The sequence below is a fragment of the Pullulanibacillus camelliae genome (assembly GCF_014642655.1).
GTDB classification, from domain to species: Bacteria; Bacillota; Bacilli; order Bacillales; family Sporolactobacillaceae; genus Pullulanibacillus; species Pullulanibacillus camelliae.
Genome location: NZ_BMIR01000002.1, coordinates 33,325 through 52,890, shown reverse-complemented (window position 1 = coordinate 52,890; position 19,566 = coordinate 33,325). Strand labels below are relative to the sequence as shown.

Below are 19,566 nucleotides of genomic sequence, written 5' to 3'. Positions count from 1 at the left end.
ATTTTGTCACTTAACTGTTATACTTTTTGTCTAAAAAAGGGAGCTGGCCATGATAAACTAATTATAGAAGGACTGTACCCCAAGGAGAGATCTGAGATGAAAACAATGCAAACCATCCTTTTACCTGTTGCTCTACTCCTCTTGGCTTCATCATTTTTAATCAATGATTTTGTCATCCGTCTTCCTCTTGGCCTTTTCGTTATTTGGATTGCTATCAGTCTAGTTTTGCTTAACTTTTATATTGTCTTGAAATTAAAAGAACGACAATCGAAGGCTTATAATAATAAATAAGGATGACCTCCTATTCTTTAGGAAGTCATCCTTTATTCATCATCGTCCATATTTATTCACTGAGTGATATGAGCGAGAATCGTTGCGGCTTTATGGACCTCCGCCTCAGTTGTCTTCCAGCTAAAAGATAGACGCACAAGTTCATGTGCTTCAGTCTCTGTCCTTCCAAGTGCCAACAGTGTTGGCGAAGGCTCGTGATCGGTAAGACTGCAGGCTGATCCACTTGAAAGTGCCAATCCATGACGATTGGCCTCCAGCATCACCCACTGCCCCTCCCTCCCTTTCATACGAAATGCAAGAAAATAGGGACTTGTCTCGCCTATACTTCCTTCAATAATGAGTGGCAAATGTAGAGCTTCAAGCCTACTAATCATGCTTTCCTTTATCCGTGTCACCTGCTGCCAATGCTCTTCCCTTTTATTTAAGGCGTCTTCTGATGCTGCCATAAATGCGGCAATTCCAGGTACATTCACTGTTCCTTGCCGAAGGCCATTTTCATGTGAAATATTGGGCAACAAAGGTTCTACATACAATAAAGGATGAATATAACAGGCACCAACGCCTTTGGGTCCAAAAATTTTATGGCTGGATACAGACAAGCTTGAGATATGACACCCTCTAACATCAATAGCAAGCTTACCAAAAGATTGTACCGCATCGACATGAAAGAGAACGCCCCTTGCATGCAAAAGCCTCCCTATAGCATCAATGGGTTGAATCGTACCGATCTCTCCATTGACATGAGCCAACGCCACAAGGATTGTTTCTTTCTTAAGATAGCGTTCGAGTGTTTCCAACTCAACAATGCCATTGGCATTCACAGGCACCTCTTCAATATCAAACCCCAACGGTTTTAGGGTAGCTAAAGTGCGTGTAATCGAAGGATGCTCCCCTTTTATCGTTAAAATGTGCCTCCCCCTCTGCCGATGTCCCATAGCTAATCCATAAAGAGCAATCCAGTTGCTTTCTGAGCCGCCACTGGTGAAAATCATCCCTTCCATCTCTCCATTTACTGCCATAGCAAGTTGTTGGCGACAATGCATCACTAAGTCCCTGGCAGCAGACCCCTCATCATGTAAACTCATCGCGTTCGCAAACAAAGTTGTAGCGACCTGCTGATAAACCCCTAGGGATTGTTTAGACATTGGAGTAGAGGCTGCATAATCCATATATATCAATGTGAACAGCTCCTTTTTATCTTAATTAGTGAAGCATTTTTTTCTTGCCAATAGTTTAATAGTGTGCCAATATATATGTCAAGACACATGTAAATAAAGGGTGAAGAGGTGTGTATACATATCATGCAGATACTCTCATTGTTGGTAGTGGTCTTGCAGGGCTAATGCTCGCTTACAGTCTCTCTCAGGACCAGCATGTGATATGTCTCACAAAAGCAGCCTGGCAAACGTGTAATTCATATAAAGCCCAAGGTGGGATTGCTGGAGTCACCACTCCTGATGATTCCTATAACAGTCATATTAACGATACATTACTTGCTGGGAGATATCACAATAATTTCGAAAGAGTGGCTACACTGATCCAAAATAGTCCACAGATTATTGAAAGGCTCATCCAACTTGGCGTCCCTTTTGATACCAACGCTTTTGGCGAGCTCGCTCGTACAAAAGAAGGGGGGCATAGTACAGCAAGAATCCTCCATTCTGGCGGAGATGCTACAGGGAAAAACATCATGACAACACTGAAAAGTCAGCTCCCTGATCATGTCTCCATCCATGACTTCACACAAGGAATCGATTTGCTCATAAAGGATGGCATATGCTGCGGCGTATGGGCAAAAAACAGTGACAATCAGCTGCTCTTATACACAGCCAAGCATATCGTGTTAGCAACAGGCGGTGTTGGGCAGCTCTATGAACGCACCTCGAACGCCATCACTATCACTGGCGACGGCATTGCCCTCGCCTATCAGGCAGGTGCAGGAGTAACAGATATGGAATTTATTCAGTTCCATCCAACTTTACTTCAGGTACCAGGCTTAGAGGAAGGCATACTGATTTCAGAAGCGGTTCGAGGAGAGGGGGCAGTGATCGTTAATCAAAATGGAGAGGCAATTCTAAAGAACGCCCATCCCTTAAAAGACCTGGCACCACGGGATATTGTGGCTAGAGCCCTCTACAAGCATTTTCTTAAAGGAGATACGCTTTTTCTTGATATTACCAAGGTGCATCATTTCAAGCAGCGCTTCCCTTCTATTTATGCGATGTGCCAAAAGGCAGGTATCTCCTTAGAAAATAAAAAGATACCCATTTCTCCCGGAGCCCATTTCATTATGGGTGGCATCGAGGTGGATGCTGACGGTCGTACATCCATCAAAGGCTTATACGCCATCGGTGAAGCAGCTTGTACTGGCATTCATGGTGCTAATCGTCTCGCCAGCAATTCTTTATTAGAAGCAGTTGATAGTGCCCTGAGTCTTGCCGGTTATATCAACGCTTGCCCAAAACAACAGGGTCTAGCTGATCACCATCGAAAAGTCATTTATTTAGAAAGGCAGAGAATCCATCTTCAATACGATGCGCCCTATCGCAAGGTCAAGCAGCTTCTCCCTTCAAAGCAAGCGATTCAGGCACAGGTGACACATCATTGCGGTATTTTACGCAACAGTTGCGATTTACTTGAGCTAATTGATTGGCTAAAGCCGATTATTGACACGTTTTCAGGATGGCCAATAACGCTACTCAATCCCCAGGAGGCAGAGCGTTGGCATATGATAACCGTGGCTTGGCTCATGGCGACCTCCATGCTAGAACGTCAGGAAAGTCGCGGTGCCCATTATCGCAGTGATTTCCCAGATGAACAAGAGGCATGGCTACAAAAAAGAATCAAAAAGGAGTGTGGCATTTATGAATATTATTAAGCTGCAAGCTTTACTCCAATCATTTTTTTTAGAGGATTTTGGTGAAGGCGATTTAACCAGCCAAGCGCTATTCTCTGAAGAAGATCATGCGGAAGGAATTTTCACGGCCAAGGCTGATGGCGTATTTTCTGGATTGGATGTCTTGCACCAAGGCTACCTTCTTGCTAATCCTTCCATTCAAATCCGCCCCATGGTCAAAGATGGCGAACGGATAAAAAAAGGGCAGGATCTCTTCTGGGTCTCTGGCCCCGTTCAAGCGCTATTAAGTCGTGAAAGGGTGTTATTAAACCTTGTTCAGCGTATGAGTGGGATTGCCACCCAAACTCGACAAGCGGTTGATACCCTTTGTTCTGACCACACAAAGATTACCGATACACGTAAAACAGTGCCTGGCCTGCGCATGCTAGATAAATATGCTGTCACTACAGGTGGGGGATCTAACCATCGCTTTGGACTTTATGATGGTGTCATGATTAAAGACAATCATATTGAACATTGCGGAAGCATTCGTGCTGCGGTGGAAATCGCCAAATCAAGACTTGGACATATGGCGAAAATCGAAGTGGAAACCGAATGTAAAGCACAGGTATTAGAAGCGGTTCATGCAGGCGTTGATGTCATCATGTTTGATAATCGTACACCTGAGGAAGTTCGAGAATTTGTCCCACTGGTGCCTGACCACATTGTCACCGAGGCCTCAGGAGGCATCAGTTTAGATAATCTTCACGCTTATTCCGATACAGGCGTTGATTATATTTCGTTAGGTTATTTAACCCACTCTGTCACAGCGCTAGATATTAGCTTTAATCTCATAAAAGGAAGTGTGAACCATGAGTATATTGGAAACGATCCGCACCTCACATCAGCTCCCTGACTCTATTTTAGAGCTTTCTGACGTTCAAATGATGAACAGGGTGAAAGAAATTAAATCAGTGCTAGGGGATCGCTTATTTATTCCAGGCCATCACTATCAAAAGGATGAAGTCATCCAATTTGCAGATGCGACAGGTGATTCTCTTCAACTTGCTAAAATTTCGGCCTCAGCCCAAGAAGCAGAATATATTGTATTTTGCGGCGTTCATTTCATGGCTGAGACGGCTGATATTCTGACTTCAAATGCCCAAAAGGTTATCTTACCGGATTTACGCGCGGGCTGTTCGATGGCTGACATGGCCAACATCCATCAGCTTGAACGTGCGTGGTCGGTCATTCAAGAGCAATTTGGAGACACTGTGATTCCACTGACCTATGTCAATTCAACTGCAGCCATTAAAGCTTTCTGCGGACGGCATGGTGGCGCCACTTTGACTTCTTCAAACGCTGAGCCTATGTTAAAATGGGCTTTTTCGCAAAAAGCGCGCGTGCTTTTTTTACCCGATCAGCACTTAGGTCGAAATACAGCTGCCAAAATGGGGATTGCTCTTGAGGATATGGTGGTATGGAATCCTATTCGCAATGTTTTTGAAGGCGACGCAGTACATCATCTAGAGACCTCGCGGGTGATATTGTGGAAGGGACACTGCTCCGTTCATGAAAAGTTTACAGTCGCTAACATCGAAGCATGTAGAGAAGAAGATCCAAATATTACAATTCTCGTCCACCCTGAATGCCCTTATGAAGTGGTTACGCATGCAGATATTTCTGGCTCGACACAAAAAATCATAGAAACCATCAAACAGGCACCAGATGGCAGCTCATGGGCCATTGGCACCGAAATGAACCTTGTGAATCGCTTGAGGCAGGCCTATCCAAAGAAGCACATTCGGTCTTTAAATCCAAATATGTGCCCATGTCTCACGATGAATCGCATTGACCTGCCACATCTGCTTTGGTCCCTTGAAGCAGTGCTACAAGAGCAACCGATCAATATCGTCCAAGTAGATGAAGCTATTGCGACCGAAGCCTTGCAAGCGATTGAACGCATGTTCAGCGCCTAATATAAAATGTCCCTTTGCATAAATCTGCCTTTGATCGTCCATATTAGAAGTAAAAAGAAGGCGAAATTATGAATAAAGAACGCGCAATCGAAATTGTTAATTCTCCAGAAATGATCTCTGTCTCCTATCAAGGGCAGCCCATCTATATTCAACATGTCAATGATAGCGGTGAAACCGCTAGAATCTATCCATTAAGTGCTCCGGAACAAGAACAAGAGGTGCCACTGACCAGCTTAATAGAGCAGTAAGCTTTCCCCAGCCTATTCGCTGGGTTTTTTATACTATCATAAATTTATAACCTTTTGCTAACGCTTTCTAAGGGGATCGTAAAAGTTCCGACTTTGACCTTTCGTCATTTGAGACTTTTGAACACCTTTGTGTGGGATTTGAAAGATCACATCAAAAGTACAAGTGAAACGGTGAAAGCTAAGCGATCTTTAGTATCCATTTATCCTTTTTGCACTTATGTTCTGCAGGTGGTCCACACGCTTTGAATCACTTAAAAACTGTTCAACATCAAAAAGAATGGGAACCAAGGTTGTTTGTGGACTGACGATTTTTTCTTTTTGCTGCACGACTTTTAAACCAAATGACATGCGAAGCATTCTAAAAAATTTTTCTTCCATTAACCCAATATAAAATTTGGGCTGAGTTGCTTTCATATGAGCAAAGAAAATAGCAATGAACTGATTAAAATGCCCTTTTTTTTGAAAGTCCTCATGGATACAGAGCTTATCAATCTCCCATGTTCGCGCTTGGTGTAAGCGAATCCCCTCATCATCTGAAAAGGGGCAATGCGGTTCAATCGTGCTTTCCGGATTGTTGGGATCATATGGAATGAATTCTACCGTGCCAATCACTTTCTTTCTCTGGAAGAATGTGGATTTATCCAGCAATAAATTATAGCGCATACCCTTCTTGGCATACGGGTCATTCAACCACCCATATTTCCTGCAAAAATACTCCCACGTTTTTGCAAAAGCTTTTTGCTGTCTGGCTGTCGTCACACGCTGATACATAGCATGACCTCCACTTTATAAAAAAAAGATGACGTTTACCTTAGAAAATTTGGCTTATCATCCTCACATGACTCTATAGGAGTGAACACTAGCCCACGCTTAGTAAGATTCCTCATTCACTAACAAAACCAGCAGCCCTTATGTACTTATGCATAAAGGCTGCTTAACGTCAGTTATGCTATGAAGTTTATGAGGAGTGGTCAGCTATAATCATCGCCACCTCCGCCTCCATTGTCTTTACCGCCCCCATCATGACAGCCATGATCAGGGAACTTCATTGTCATATTAATACTCAGTACTTCTAATTGCGGCGTTTGCCATTCCTTTTTCATTGTTTCACCACCTTTCATCTTTATGAAATTATTCATTATAAAGAATATTCAACATAATACAAATCTAAATATTCGTTATATAGAACGAATTGTTATCATCTTAGCACCTCAGCCTTATGTTGTCAATCGCTGCTCCCTTCTCTAAATAGGGGCAGACACATTGTCCCATCGAGGGACTTCTGTCGCGTAACCATCGGGGTTATTCCGCTGCCAAAGCCAGGCGTCTTCACACATCTTTTCCAAATTCCTGTGTGCAGTCCACCCTAATATTCGCTGTGCTTTTGCAGGATCTGCATAGCTCATTGCGACATCACCTGGGCGCCTATTTGTTACCGTATACGGAATCGATCGTCCGGTTACTTTCTCAAAGGCATGGATCATTTGTAAGACACTATAGCCTTTTCCTGTTCCTAAGTTATAAGCCTCTACTCCCGTTGTCTCTAAAACAGACTTGAGAGCCTTAAGATGCCCGTGAGCAAGATCCATGACATGGACATAATCACGCACACCCGTACCATCACAGGTATCATAATCATTTCCGAAAATTATGACACTTTGCCTTTTGCCTACAGCCACTTGTGTGATAAACGGCACCAGATTATTGGGCATGCCATGTGGGTCCTCCCCTATCAATCCGCTTGGATGGGCGCCGACTGGATTAAAATAGCGCAATTTAGCAATACTCCAGCTTGGGTCAGCACGATAGATATCATTTAAAATATGCTCAATCATGAGCTTGGTCCGCCCATATGGATTGGTCGCTGATAAGGGGACATTTTCAGGCAAAGGGACGTTCTCTAGAGAGCCATAAACGGTTGCTGAAGAGCTAAATACTAGCTTTTTCACATTAAAATGTGCCATGACCTCACATAAAGACAACGCCCCCATAACGTTTGTTGCATAATACTTTAAGGGTTCTGCTACAGACTCTCCTACTGCCTTCAATCCAGCAAAGTGAATCACCGCCTCAATAGAATGCCGGCGAAATATTTCCTCTAATACGCCCTGATGACACATATCTCTTTGGTAATGTAGCACTTTTTGATCTGTCAGGGCTTCAATACGCTTTAATACTTCTTGATTGCTATTAGCTAGATTATCTAACACAATCACCTCATAACCAGCATTCAGGAGCTCCACACATGTATGACTCCCAATATAACCGGCTCCACCCGTAACTAGAATACTCACTCGCCATCCCTCCATTTCTCATTACATTGCACCTTCAATAAGATCATGTACATGCTGGCGCTCTTGCTTGCTCACTAAAACCCAACTGATCCCGTCAATAGATTTGGGCGTGCCTTTGACTTCATAATTCGTCATATTTTGACTGCATTGGCGATATTTCATTGCCAATGTTTTCATATCTGTAAATGTTAAATTCGTTTGAACATTGCGGCCTACCGCATGCAATATTGATTGGATAGTCGTCAATGTATGCACCTGCTTTCCCTTGCCGATGATCGCTTCGATCACTTGACGCTGCCTGCTATTTCGACCAAAATCCCCTTGAGGATCATCATGGCGCATCCTCGTATAGCCCAAGGCTTCTTTCCCATTTAAATGTAGCTCGCCTTTATGATAGTTAAATCCGTTGGCTGTCCATGACTGCGCATTATTTACAGTCACACCTCCTACTGCATTAACTAAGCTTTCTAAGCCTTCCATATTCATTTTCAAATAATAATCAAGATGAATATTTAAGTAATCCTCTACGGTTTCAACCGCTAACGCTTCATCTCCATAAGCATAGGCCGCATTAATTTTGCTATATCCTGCCCGCCCAGCGATGTGAACTCTTGTATCCCGCGGAATACTCACCATCTCCAGGCTCTGTTTTTGTGGATTAAGGGTGGCAACAATCATCGTGTCCGAGCGCCCTTTGTCACCTGGGCGTTCATCTACCCCTAGCAGCAACACATTGATCGCCTTGGAATCTGTTGATGAAGACCCTGCCTCCTTTTCAAGTGGCAATGCTTTATTTTTCTTTGTTTTTAAAGGCTTATATACCTCCTGAGCCGTATGCTTAACAGCGTGATAGAAATAAAAGCCACCTGCTCCTACCGCCAAAAAAAGGAGACCAATAACGGTCCCAAGAATGATAAAAAGTTTTTTTACTCGTCTGTGCTTCATGTCACACCCTCCTTAACTTCAAGCTTTAGCTCTTTCCCTTTCACCCCACTTTGTTTTCATATTAGAAATAAGATGACTTACAAGCTGCAATAAATATTGAAATTCAGTTGTTTTGTAAAAGAGAAGAATGTAGAGGAGATTCGATAGCACCACACAAATAAGACCTCGTTCAATTAGCGCCAATAAAGTCACACCACTTACTAGAATCTTGCCAATAGACATTGTTAGCACACACATGGTTAACGTTAATCCAGCATAAAGCGCATACTGAGCAAAATATGATCCTACTGATCGCTTAAAGACATGCTTATATGTCAATCGAGGCACATTCCAGAATACGGTTGCTAAAGTACTGATTGTCGTTCCTAAAAAGATGCCAGATAATCCAATGAAATGAACAAGAATAAGTGAGGCCACAAGATTGATAAAGGCTTCTATTAAGGGCATATACTTATCCTGAATAAAAATGCCTGCCTTAGTCTTAAAAGTTGAAATGGACGTACGTAAGCCCGTTAAATAAAAATTCACTAAAATGAGCCAAAAGGTAAATGGGCTCAATAAAAATCCCTTGCCAAGCCACCAATTGATAAAGGGTTCAAGCAAATTAAATAAGCATACAATAACCACGGAGTAAATCCAAAAGTTCATAAAATAGCTGACTTTAAATATAAAGTAACGCCTCGTTTCATTTTCCTTAGCAATTAAGTGACCGACACTTGCGCCTATGCCATTTAGTAAAGGCGCTATTAGTGTACTCAACTGCCCTAGTATCATCGTATAGTTGGAATAAAAGCCTACAGTCGTCACTCCGATAAAAGCAGAGATCAGTAAATTGTCAGTGCCAAACACCGCATAAGAACCAACATTATGCAAAAATAGCGCTTTAATATTTTTCTTTAAATACTGTTTTTCTGACGATGCAATAGACTGCGTAGGACTCGTTTTAATAAATGGATATCTTCTAGTAACGATCCGCCCATTGTACATATTTTGAAGGATAAATGTCATCAGTTCGATTAACAGGAACAAAATATAATTATGGGTGAGAATAAGTATGGCTATTTTTGCGAGCATCGTTACGATTTGAAAGCCTATATTCACCCTGGCCAAAACGTAGCTTTTTTGATCAGCCGTAATTAATGCGACTTTATGTGCATTAAGATAATAGGTCATGTTCTTCCCTACAAAAATTAAATAAGAAATAATGATAAATGATTCTGTGCCGCCACCTTTTATAAAAACCCCTAAAAAAGGAAGTAATGCTAGGCTTAGAATACATACGATGAAAGCAATAATGAGATAAGCCTTTTTGTATAGTTGTACAAGGGCAATGATTTTACGACGATCATCATTCACAAGTGGCTTATAAAGACTATAGGTAATACTTGTACCTATACCGCTTTCAATCAATGCGAGCATTGACAAAACATTAGTTAGCAGACCATTGATGCCAAGATAATCAGCACCTAGACTATCAATAAATACTTTTCTAGAGATAAAACCCAACCCTGCAATAATGAGTTGCGAAAGCATACCAATAATCATATTTTTCATCGAATGATTGGTTCGCATATTAGCCAGCCTTGCCCATAACGGAATATAGGGTTGCTTTGGCCTTCACAACTTTGATAAATAGTTCGATTCTTTTGTTCATGCATAACCATTTCAAAAGTTTATAATATGGACTTGGGACAGTACAATCCGCTATATTTTTTTTAAATTCCTCATCCTCCATAATTGTGCTGAGTATCGCTCTAATCTTTTCTAAAGCAAGATCACTTCTTACAACATCCTGCATAAAATTCAAGGAAGTTAAAATAAAAACATGTCTCACTGTCTTCAAAGCCTGTATATCTCCATAGCGTTTACACAGACTTTCATTAAACCTTCTATTATCCGCAATGTAATCAAAGAGATCGGTTCTAAAGGATTGCGTCAATGATGCTCTAGGTCGAACAAAATAGAGATAGGCGGTTGAATCTATAAAAATAATTGAGCGCGCAAAAGGGAGCAGCCTAAAATTAAAGCGGACATCTTCACTGTGTTGCCTGCCTTCCTCAAACCATATATTCTTATTTCTAATTAGTGCCCGCCGATAAAGCTTATTATTACATGAATAAATACTATAAGATCGATGCTGTCTTAGCATTGAAGGAATAATGTCCGACGTGATGGTTTCATTTAATAAAGGCCTGTTGACCTCGCGCCATAATTGAGAGGTCGTCCTCGTTTGTTTAACGACATTAATAGTTAAAATTGGGCATATCACCATATCAATCGTCGTGTGACTTACTGCTGAATAAAGCTGCTGAAACATCTCCCTTGCGATTTTATCATCCGGATCAACAAAACCAATAAAGTCTCCCTTTGACGCTTCAATCCCTCTATTCCGAGCTGCTGATACTCCCTGATTGTTCTGATGAATCACCCTGACCCTGTCGTCCTTTCCTTTGTAGCTCTCACAAATAGACCCACATTGATCCGTTGAGCCATCATCAACAAGAATCAGCTCAAAATCAGTAAAGGACTGAGCCAGTATCGAATCAATACAGCAATGTAAATAAGGTTCCACATTATAAATTGGAACAATAATGCTAATTTTTGGCGACAGGTTATATGCTTTCCTCAATGATCTGGACAACGCGATCATGCTCCTTCTTCATAGACATTTGTTCCTTTATTAATGTATTCACCAATCTGTCTCGCTCCTTTGGCAGCTCAATAAGATGCTTTATTTTCCTATATAGGTCTTCAGTATTTTGTGCAATCCAGCCATCATAGGCGTCTAATAGCTGTTCATAAGCTCCGGCAAATGCGGTTACGACAATCGGCCTACATAAGCATCTCGCTTCTGCAAGAGTCATGCAGTAGCCTTCGTGACGCGAGGGCTGCACATAGAGATCGCAGCCCTTCATAAAAGGATATGGATTGGTCTGTTCTCCCAATAAAATAAACTGCTCTTCCAAATGATGCTTGTGAATCACCGCCTCTAGCTCTGTTCTTAGCGGTCCTTCACCAATGCAGTACCAGTGAATGTTATACCCTTCGTCTTTTAGCTTAATGAACGTTTCCAACGCAAGATCCTGCCCTTTTTCCTTACTTAAGCGTCCCACAGTTAAGATACGCAGCCCATCAAAGGGGTCTGAAAACCCTTGGGCTTCTCTAGCTAGACGCTGTATTTCTTCTTTAGCAATCACATTATGAAAGACTTCGGTCTTCGCTTTAAATCGAGGCAAGTGCTCATCAAAATGTTGCTTTGCCTCGTTAGAAACGATATAAATTTTATCAAAGTATTGGTAGAGTTGAGCCGCTAATTGAACGTCGAAGCCTATCTTTCTTATATCAAAATGAATCCACTGCACCTTTTTTCCAGCTTTCACCTTTTTAACAATAAAATAGCTTATGAAGTCCATCGGACCCGCATAAGCCACAGCAAGATCATAATGCTCTTTTAACGGAGCTTCCTTTCTCAATAAATACCAATAATAAAGCATGCGCACATTGAAGAGCTTGGAAAATAAATAAAAGAATAAGAGTGCAATAGCCTTTAAAGCAGCGCCCTGTTTTAATAATGCACGCGCAGCATGGTAGGGCGATTGATTAAGCAATCGTTTCAGAGCCACCCCCTCATTAATGACTTTTAAGTGGATATTGGCTGGTAAATGATTGATAAACCCACCCTTTTCTTCTAGCACTAATAGGGTCGTTTGATAATCCTTAGGCAGCATCTGTAGCATGTTGAGCAGTGCTTTTTCAGTCCCCCCAACATTAAGATTGATAAGCATAAAGAGCAGCTTTTTTTGCATTGATATCAATCCTTATCTAATGAGTTTATAAAATTTTTCAATCTCTTCAATATTCCCCTTCTTCTCTTGTGCGAGATAATGGCAGATACGCTCCTTAAGCGCTCGATTAAAAATTAAGGCCTCAATCGCTTCACTGACTGCTTGAGCGTTCATCTCCACTACTAAGCCATTTTTCCCGTCAAGCATTTGATTATTGACCGCATCAAAACGGGTTGTCACAACAGGAACGTTCAGCATACGCGCTTCTGCTATTGCCAGCCCAAACCCTTCAAACCGCGATGTTTGTACATAGATATCGGCTTGCTTAATATAGGCATAGGGATTGGCCTTAACTCCTAATAAAACAAAAGTATCTGTTAAATCGTCTGCGCGAATCTGTTGTTCGATATCTTTTTGCAATGGTCCTTTTCCTAGAGCATACCAACGAAAACGGATGCCTTTTGTTTTCAGTCTCCGGCAGGCCTCAAGGGCAATATCATAGCCCTTTTGATGGGCGAGGCGACCAATGGTCAAAAGCCTTATGCCATCAAAATCATCTGTAAACCCATTTCCAATATCCGCCATTTTCAATATAAAATGCGGATTATTGACATCATAAATAACCTCTATTTTTTCCTTATAGTAAGGAAAGGTTTGTACAAAGACCTCCCTTGTAGAATCTGAAACAGCCACAATGCCATCAACACAATCATAGAATCGCCGGTGAAAGGCTTGCTCGTTGTCATCCAACCGATAGCTGACATTTACCCAAGCCAATTTTTTGGCCGCCTGCACTTTCTCTGCTACATAAAAAGTCGGAATCCCTTGAGCATAGCTGATGGCCACATCATAATGCTTAAGATTGGGTTCAATCACATTGGAAATGGTTTCCCAAAATAAGCGCGCTTTTTGCGGATTACTATAGGTATCTCTGCGAATAGCAAATGAGTATTTCATTCGTGCCATAAGCGTGGCGATGTGTTTATGCTTCAAAGCATAAACACAGGCTTTTTTCATCGTTAATGCTGCAAAACGTGTATACTCTAGCGGCTTTAAAATATTGACTTCTTTCGGCACAAGCGCTTCCAAAGGGTTCCCATACGCAAATAACTGCAAGTCCACAGAGACTTGCTGGTAATCAAGCAAATTCAATAAAGAAACTAGACTTTTTTCTGCGCCTGCAATATCCAACGAGTCAATGACAAATAACAGCTTTCGCATCTTTACGCCCCTTCACAATACTTTGCTAATAGATCAATAATGTTTTCCCTTCCGTTATAAATCAATGATGCCTCGTCATTAATAAAGACGACTGCATAATGCAAATCACCATTTATCATAATAGAAACCTTCTCATTCTTACTATCAAGCTGGTACGTATTATAGGATTGCTCGAAACAACCGATTTTCTCCAACAAACTTTTATACATGACTTGACCCCTTTAAAGCTTTTTTAGAACTGCTGCCACTTTTTTTCACATAAGCCTTTTAGGCAAATAGGTATCACGCACTCTAAATGGGAACGGACACCTGAGAGCGCCGAGTCTTTCTTTAGAATGGTTTTCTTAGAATGCTCAGTAAGCGATAGAAAATCAAGATGATGAAACACCTCGATTCGGCAAGCCAGCTCACACCTATCTAAACTTCAAGGACGTGCCTCCTCTTGTCACCAGTCATAGGATCATCTTATCCTTAAAAGCGATTCTTTCTTTTACCAAGGTGGAAGAGACGCCCTTAGTGTATGGAAAATAGATAACATCTACGCCCACCTTTTGAAACTGCTTTTCTAGTTTTTCAAAGAGTGGATCGCCCTTCCAATCGCTGCCTACAAACATCCTGTCAAACTGCAAATCCTCCCAAGCTGTAAATTTATTCCGATTCACTTGTGGGATCACCTTATCCACATACTTAATCGCCGCCACAATGGTTTGCCTTTCACTATACGGAATCACAGGATATTTGTCCTTATAAGCCTTGACGAGCTCATCAGTGCTTACTCCAACGATCAGATAATCACATTGCTCCTTGGCCCGTTTTAAAATATTTAAATGTCCGACGTGAAATAAATCGAAGACACCCGTGGTATAGCCTATCTTATACGGCTTCAACATGCTTTCTCCTCTCCTCTTCCCCAAAACAAACATGATAAATATGGTCAACCACATATTTACTCGCTTCCCCTTCTTCAGAGGAACCCATTGCTTTAAGAAAATTTGCTAGCCTTTGATGATAGCTTGCTTGATCAAATTGACGAATAGCCGTAAGAAAATCATCAGGATGCACCGCTGCTTCAAAAGGTAAGGCTTCTAAATCAAAGTATAGTTGGCGTTCCTTTTGAATATAGCTATTAAGATCTGGGACATATAAAAAGCATGGGCGCCGTGTTAGTGCATAATCAAAGATCAGTGAAGAATAGTCAGAAACAAGCACATCTGCTATACATAGCAGCTCTTGGCAATCATCATATGTGGAGACGTCTATGACTCGATCGCTGTAGACAAGCTGTTCTGCCGCTGTCACCATATGTGGATGAAGCCTGACAAGAACGATCCATTCCCCGCCAAAGCGCTCGGTCAATGCCTCTAATAGCAGCGAGTAATTCAGATCATACACTTGTGTCTCATGATCCTTTCGAAAGGTTGGCGCATACAGCACCATTTTCTTTTCCGACGGAAGCTTAAGAGCATTTAAAACCGTCGCTTTCAATCCCTGATTGGAAGCAAAAAAGAGATCATTTCTTGGTGTGCCTTTCTCAAGAATCAAGCCGTCATACCAAAATGAGCGTTTGAATATTTCGGTACTATATTGGCAGCCAGAGAGCAGAAGGTCACACTTTCTTGAATCCTTCTTTGCCATTTGAATATAGCTTTTAGACAAGGTCCTCTCGGCATCCTTTTCAATCTGCTTTAAGCGCAAGGAGCTATGCCACGTTTGTATGTAATACTGTCCTTTTCTTTTCATAAATAAATCCGTTGTTCGACAGTTAGTAATGATAATTTTAGCTGTACATAATTCATAAAAATAGCGAAGAGACAGCATTTTGACTTGCCGGACATCAGATAAGTCCGGATGCGACTGCCGCGTATTCAATGCCCAAACAATGTCAAATGACGCACTGAATGGCTGCTGGACAATATAACGGTATATATATTTTGGATTACACCCATATTGATCACCATAATAACTCATAAAAAACAGCTTATTTTGTTTAATCGGCATTAGATTACATACTCTGACGATGAACTGCGCTACACATTTTTTTATCCATGCCACACCTCTCATTTCATCCGTTCATCTCCTTTCGTGGCTGTTCAATCCTTACTAATCCCTGCGGTTTGCGACATAAGCGCCCTATCCTGCCTATGATCGACTTAACAAGTAGGATGCAGATATAACAATAAGGATGGAGGAGAAAGGCGCGTAAATATAAAGAAAGCTGTCTATGTTTGTGAACAGCTTTTTTATAATCCTGCACGTGTGCTTGTATAGCGTTTTGTAGTAATTTTCTGTGTCGCCTTCCTTCAGAAGAGCGACAATACCTAAATAAAAGGTGATAGTGGATCAAACATGTTTTGACAATGAGTTGATTTGAGGCTTGGATCAAGCCTTGATAATGTGTCTCAATAAAGGCATGCCGCTCTTTTAATCCCGTAATGATATCTAAATTTTTCGGTGAATAAGCCCCGACAATACTGTCCTCTCGCTGCCGATAATAATAGAGAGGCTGATTGACCATCACATATCGATGTGTTCGATGGACAACATGATGCGCCCAAAACACATCCTCAAACCGCACACCTTTTTTAAAGGGAAGGTCAGAGATTAATCTCCTTTTATAAAGCTTTCCCCACGCAAAGTTTTTGATCTTCTCATTCTTTACAAGCTCTGTCATCACCGTCTGGCGATCCAGCACAGCAACAGGATTCTCCCGCTCGATATAACGCTGGTCATAGAGGCAATACCCTTCAAAGGCATAAAGAAAAGCCGCTTGCACAATATCGGCATCAAAGGTCGCAGCGAGCGTGAGGAGTTGAGCGACCATTGATTGTTCTACCCAATCATCGCTATCTACAAATAAAATATATTCCCCTGTTGCTACCTTCAATCCAAAGTTTCTCGCATCAGATAGTCCGCCATTCTCTTTATGAAAGACCCGCACACGCGCATCCAGCTCCTGATAATGCTCGGCAATCTGTCCTGATTGATCAGTGGATCCATCATTAATGAGTAAAATTTCCAGCGTGTGATGTGTTTGTTGAATGAGGCTTTCCAAACATTGTGATAAGTATTGCTCAACATTATAAATAGGAACGATAATACTAACTTTTTTTCCCATGGTGTAACCACCTATTTTGAGTTTCTGATTGGGAAGAACCCTCGGTATTATTTTGGTTTTCATGTTGCCACTGAATAAAATCGATCACCGTTTTATAATTTTTAATTTGTTCTTTGTCAATTCCCGAATCCTTCAGTTGCTGTACAAAGTCAAGCCACTCTTGATCCAAATGCGGTGGCGATTGGCCCACGCCATTGATTAAGGTTTTAAGATCCACATCCAGGGCAGCTGCGATTCGCTTCATGACTTGAATGGAAGGATTTTGATTGACATTCCTCTCTATATTGCTGAGATAGGACTTGGAAATCGACGCCTGATCAGCCACCTCGGATAAGGTATACCCCTTCTTTTTCCTAATGTTTTGTATATGACTCCCAATCATTCTTTTACCTCGCTCATTTATCCAATTTTTGATTTCACCCTTTTTTCTCCAGACAAGTGACTCAACCGTTTGATCGCATGGATGACTCGTGCCTGGTCATCAGAGCTTAAATTTGAGCCGGATGGCAGACAAAGACCACACTCGAAAAGTGCTTCAGAAACAGATCGCCCTTCTTCATGTGGATAAAAGCGAGCATCCTTGAACAATGGCTGCAGATGCAATGGCTTCCAAACGTGCCGTGCTTCGATATTCTCAGTAGCTAATCCGGCAATCAACTCTCCTGGAGAGAGGCCTGCTTGTTCTTCCTCAATGGTCAGCGCTGTTAACCAGCGGTTGGATCGGGCATGTTCAAGCTCTTTCATAAAATGAACACCAGGAAGCGCAGAGAGCTCCTGAGCGTATGTCGCAAAAATCGTGCGCCGCTTCTTCACCCTTTCATCCAACGTCTCAAGCTGTCCTCTTCCTATCCCTGCCAGAATGTTGCTTAAGCGATAATTGTACCCCACACGGCTATGTTGGTAATACGGAGCTGGATCACGAGCCTGCGCAGATAAAAACCGTGCCTTTTGAATTGCCGCTTTATCCTGCGATATCAGCATCCCGCCACCAGACGTGGTAATAATCTTATTTCCATTAAAAGAATAGATCCCAAATCTTCCGAATGTGCCACTAGCCTGGCCTTTATAGGTTGCTCCTAATGATTCAGCCGCATCTTCAATAACCGTGATATCATAGTGCTGACATAACGCGAGAATTTCCGCATATTTTGCACTCTGCCCATATAAATTAACCACTATCACTGCTTTTGGAAGCGTATTTTGCTGATCAGCCTCTCGCAAAGCCCTTTCTAGAGCCTGAGGTGACATATTCCACGAATCCGGCTCAGAATCAATAAAAACCGGAATTGCCCGCTCATATAAAATCGGGTTGGCACTCGCAATAAATGTCAACGTTGAACAAAACACCTTATCACCAGGCTCCAGATTTAATAAGGCAAGAGAGAGGTGGATTGCTGCTGTTCCAGAGCTTACTGCAACAGCCTCACCTCCTCCGACATAGTCCACAATTTCATTTTCAAAGGCGTCCACATGAGGCCCAAGTGGTGCAATCCAATTACTGGTGAGGGCCTGTTGTATAAAATACTGCTCTGCACCTGTCAGATGCGGTGGTGAAAGAAAAATCTGTGCGATTTCTGGTTTTTTTTTATTCATTTACATCCCTCCGATTTCATGTCTCGTCCTTACTTTCGCGGGCATGCCCATAGCTGTACAGCCTGATGGAAGATCATTGATGACGGTTGCCCCCGCTCCAACAATCGACCACCGACCGATAGTGACATTAGGAATAACCGTTGCTCCGGCGCCCACCTGCGTCCCTTCAGCAATTGTTACAGCACCTGTTAAAGTTGTATTGGGAGAAATATGTACAAAATCTTCGAGCTGATTGTCATGCTCGACTATGGCTCCTGTATTGATAATGGCGTGTTTCCCCACGCGAGCTGCCGCATTGATGACCGCATGCGCCATCACCACGGTGCCTGAACCAAGCATAGCCGATGGGCTAACATAAGCCTGGGGATGAATGACTGTCAAATAATGCCCTTCATCTATATCTAAGCTCTGAACAATTTGTCTGCGCATGACGTTATCTCCTATTGCGACCACCCATTTCATCTCAGGAAAATCAGTGATCATTTTATTGACTGAGAGGATAGGGCCAAAATACACCCCATTGCTTTTGTCAAACCCTTTATACTGATCATCAAACACACCGATAATCTCATACTGCTTATCGCTTAGTATGATTTCTTGAACTGCTCGACTATGGCCACCATCGCCAATAATCCCTACCTTCATCTGTGCCCCTCACTCACCGTGACATGATCTGATCCTTTGAAAGCCTCCATCGTCTCACTTCCTGGTGCGGTGATTCCCTCTGGTTTGATCACTTTATAAGTCGTTAATAACAGTATTTTTAAATCCAGCCAGAAGGACCAGTGCTCCACATACCAGACATCGTGGTGAAAACGCTCCTCCCAACTCATGCCATTTCTACCGTTAATCTGAGCCCACCCCGTCATCCCTGGCTTTTTCCAATGCCGTTTATATTGCTCTTCTGTATAGAGTGTTAAATAATCCATCAGCAATGGCCTCGGTCCAACAAGACTTAATTCTCCTCTCATCACATTAAATAATTGTGGTAATTCATCAAGACTGTACTTTCTCAGCCACCGTCCCACATTCGTTAAGCGTACTGCATCAGGCAAAGGGTTCCCTGTTTCATCGTACTTTTCTGCCATTGTCCGAAACTTATAAAGGATAAAAGGCTTTCCGTAAAGTCCTGGACGCTGTTGCTTGAAGATGACAGGAGACCCGAGCTTTAGCTTAATGACTAAAGCCAGCAATAATATAAGTGGCGATAAGCAAAGCACTAATAGACTTGATATAATGACATCAAATCCCCTTTTCAC

Annotated in this window: 22 protein-coding genes; 5 read left to right on the top strand and 17 right to left on the bottom strand. The window is 42.1% G+C overall.

Annotated elements, in window-relative coordinates:
- Positions 1-96: 96 nt before the first annotated feature.
- Positions 97-291 carry a hypothetical protein gene (locus tag IEW82_RS03230; RefSeq protein WP_188689143.1) on the top strand — a complete coding sequence of 65 codons (195 nt, stop codon included), beginning with the start codon at positions 97-99 and terminating at the stop codon, positions 289-291.
- Between the two features lie 56 nt (positions 292-347).
- Here the strand turns inward: IEW82_RS03230 and IEW82_RS03225 are convergent, their stop codons facing one another.
- Positions 348-1,460 carry an IscS subfamily cysteine desulfurase gene (locus tag IEW82_RS03225; protein ID WP_229672296.1) on the bottom strand — a complete coding sequence of 371 codons (1,113 nt, stop codon included), beginning with the start codon at positions 1,458-1,460 and terminating at the stop codon, positions 348-350.
- A gap of 119 nt (positions 1,461-1,579) precedes the next feature.
- Between IEW82_RS03225 and nadB the strand changes: the two genes are divergently transcribed.
- From nadB to IEW82_RS03205, 4 genes are all read left to right on the top strand, one after another.
- Positions 1,580-3,169, top strand: coding sequence for an L-aspartate oxidase (gene nadB, locus IEW82_RS03220; RefSeq protein ID WP_188689137.1), 1,590 nt, complete (start codon positions 1,580-1,582; stop codon positions 3,167-3,169).
- A complete protein-coding gene (nadC, locus tag IEW82_RS03215; protein WP_188689133.1) occupies positions 3,156-4,043 on the top strand; it encodes a carboxylating nicotinate-nucleotide diphosphorylase in 888 nt (295 codons plus the stop codon). Before nadB ends, nadC begins: the two co-directional genes overlap by 14 nt.
- A complete protein-coding gene (gene nadA, locus IEW82_RS03210) occupies positions 4,000-5,106 on the top strand; it encodes a quinolinate synthase NadA (protein WP_188689130.1) in 1,107 nt (368 codons plus the stop codon). The genes nadC and nadA overlap by 44 nt, the downstream gene beginning before the upstream one ends.
- A gap of 68 nt (positions 5,107-5,174) precedes the next feature.
- Complete coding sequence (locus IEW82_RS03205) at positions 5,175-5,354, top strand: H-type small acid-soluble spore protein (protein WP_188689125.1); 180 nt, start codon at positions 5,175-5,177, stop codon at positions 5,352-5,354.
- A gap of 189 nt (positions 5,355-5,543) precedes the next feature.
- On the opposite strand, the gene IEW82_RS03200 is transcribed toward IEW82_RS03205, so the two are convergent.
- The 16 genes from IEW82_RS03200 to IEW82_RS03125 form a co-directional block, all read right to left on the bottom strand.
- The gene (locus IEW82_RS03200; RefSeq protein WP_188689122.1) at positions 5,544-6,125 is read right to left on the bottom strand and encodes a hypothetical protein; all 582 of its coding nucleotides are present in this window, start codon (positions 6,123-6,125) and stop codon (positions 5,544-5,546) included.
- 200 nt (positions 6,126-6,325) lie between these two features.
- Positions 6,326-6,457, bottom strand: a complete 132-nt coding sequence (locus IEW82_RS03195) for a paeninodin family lasso peptide (protein WP_188689119.1) — start codon at positions 6,455-6,457, stop codon at positions 6,326-6,328.
- 141 nt (positions 6,458-6,598) lie between these two features.
- Entirely contained in the window at positions 6,599-7,648 is a 1,050-nt protein-coding gene (gene galE, locus IEW82_RS03190; RefSeq protein WP_188689116.1) for a UDP-glucose 4-epimerase GalE, read from the bottom strand.
- 21 nt (positions 7,649-7,669) lie between these two features.
- The gene (locus IEW82_RS03185) at positions 7,670-8,593 is read right to left on the bottom strand and encodes an LCP family glycopolymer transferase (RefSeq protein WP_188689112.1); all 924 of its coding nucleotides are present in this window, start codon (positions 8,591-8,593) and stop codon (positions 7,670-7,672) included.
- Between the two features lie 18 nt (positions 8,594-8,611).
- On the bottom strand, positions 8,612-10,165 hold the full coding sequence (locus IEW82_RS03180) for a lipopolysaccharide biosynthesis protein (protein ID WP_188689108.1): 1,554 nt from the start codon (positions 10,163-10,165) through the stop codon (positions 8,612-8,614).
- 1 nt (position 10,166) lies between these two features.
- A complete protein-coding gene (locus IEW82_RS03175; protein WP_229672244.1) occupies positions 10,167-11,234 on the bottom strand; it encodes a glycosyltransferase family 2 protein in 1,068 nt (355 codons plus the stop codon).
- Complete coding sequence (locus IEW82_RS03170) at positions 11,206-12,399, bottom strand: glycosyltransferase (protein ID WP_188689102.1); 1,194 nt, start codon at positions 12,397-12,399, stop codon at positions 11,206-11,208. The genes IEW82_RS03175 and IEW82_RS03170 overlap by 29 nt, the downstream gene beginning before the upstream one ends.
- Positions 12,400-12,411: 12 nt before the next feature.
- Positions 12,412-13,599, bottom strand: coding sequence for a glycosyltransferase (locus tag IEW82_RS03165; RefSeq protein WP_188689098.1), 1,188 nt, complete (start codon positions 13,597-13,599; stop codon positions 12,412-12,414).
- Positions 13,600-13,601: 2 nt separating this feature from the next.
- Positions 13,602-13,808 carry a hypothetical protein gene (locus IEW82_RS03160; RefSeq protein WP_188689094.1) on the bottom strand — a complete coding sequence of 69 codons (207 nt, stop codon included), beginning with the start codon at positions 13,806-13,808 and terminating at the stop codon, positions 13,602-13,604.
- A 243-nt stretch (positions 13,809-14,051) separates the two neighbouring features.
- Complete coding sequence (locus IEW82_RS03155; protein WP_188689093.1) at positions 14,052-14,489, bottom strand: FAD synthase family protein; 438 nt, start codon at positions 14,487-14,489, stop codon at positions 14,052-14,054.
- Positions 14,473-15,660: a CDP-glycerol glycerophosphotransferase family protein gene (locus IEW82_RS03150; protein WP_188689091.1), complete on the bottom strand. Its 1,188-nt coding sequence runs from the start codon at positions 15,658-15,660 to the stop codon at positions 14,473-14,475. Before IEW82_RS03150 ends, IEW82_RS03155 begins: the two co-directional genes overlap by 17 nt.
- Position 15,661: 1 nt before the next feature.
- Positions 15,662-16,714 carry a glycosyltransferase family 2 protein gene (locus IEW82_RS03145; RefSeq protein WP_188689089.1) on the bottom strand — a complete coding sequence of 351 codons (1,053 nt, stop codon included), beginning with the start codon at positions 16,712-16,714 and terminating at the stop codon, positions 15,662-15,664.
- Positions 16,698-17,096 (bottom strand): helix-turn-helix domain-containing protein, encoded by a 399-nt coding sequence (locus IEW82_RS03140; RefSeq protein WP_188689085.1) that lies wholly within the window; start codon positions 17,094-17,096, stop codon positions 16,698-16,700. The genes IEW82_RS03145 and IEW82_RS03140 overlap by 17 nt, the downstream gene beginning before the upstream one ends.
- 17 nt (positions 17,097-17,113) lie before the next feature.
- Positions 17,114-18,307 carry a DegT/DnrJ/EryC1/StrS family aminotransferase gene (locus tag IEW82_RS03135; RefSeq protein ID WP_188689082.1) on the bottom strand — a complete coding sequence of 398 codons (1,194 nt, stop codon included), beginning with the start codon at positions 18,305-18,307 and terminating at the stop codon, positions 17,114-17,116.
- Complete coding sequence (locus IEW82_RS03130) at positions 18,308-18,952, bottom strand: acetyltransferase (RefSeq protein WP_188689079.1); 645 nt, start codon at positions 18,950-18,952, stop codon at positions 18,308-18,310.
- Positions 18,949-19,566, bottom strand: a complete 618-nt coding sequence (locus IEW82_RS03125) for a sugar transferase (RefSeq protein ID WP_188689075.1) — start codon at positions 19,564-19,566, stop codon at positions 18,949-18,951. Before IEW82_RS03125 ends, IEW82_RS03130 begins: the two co-directional genes overlap by 4 nt.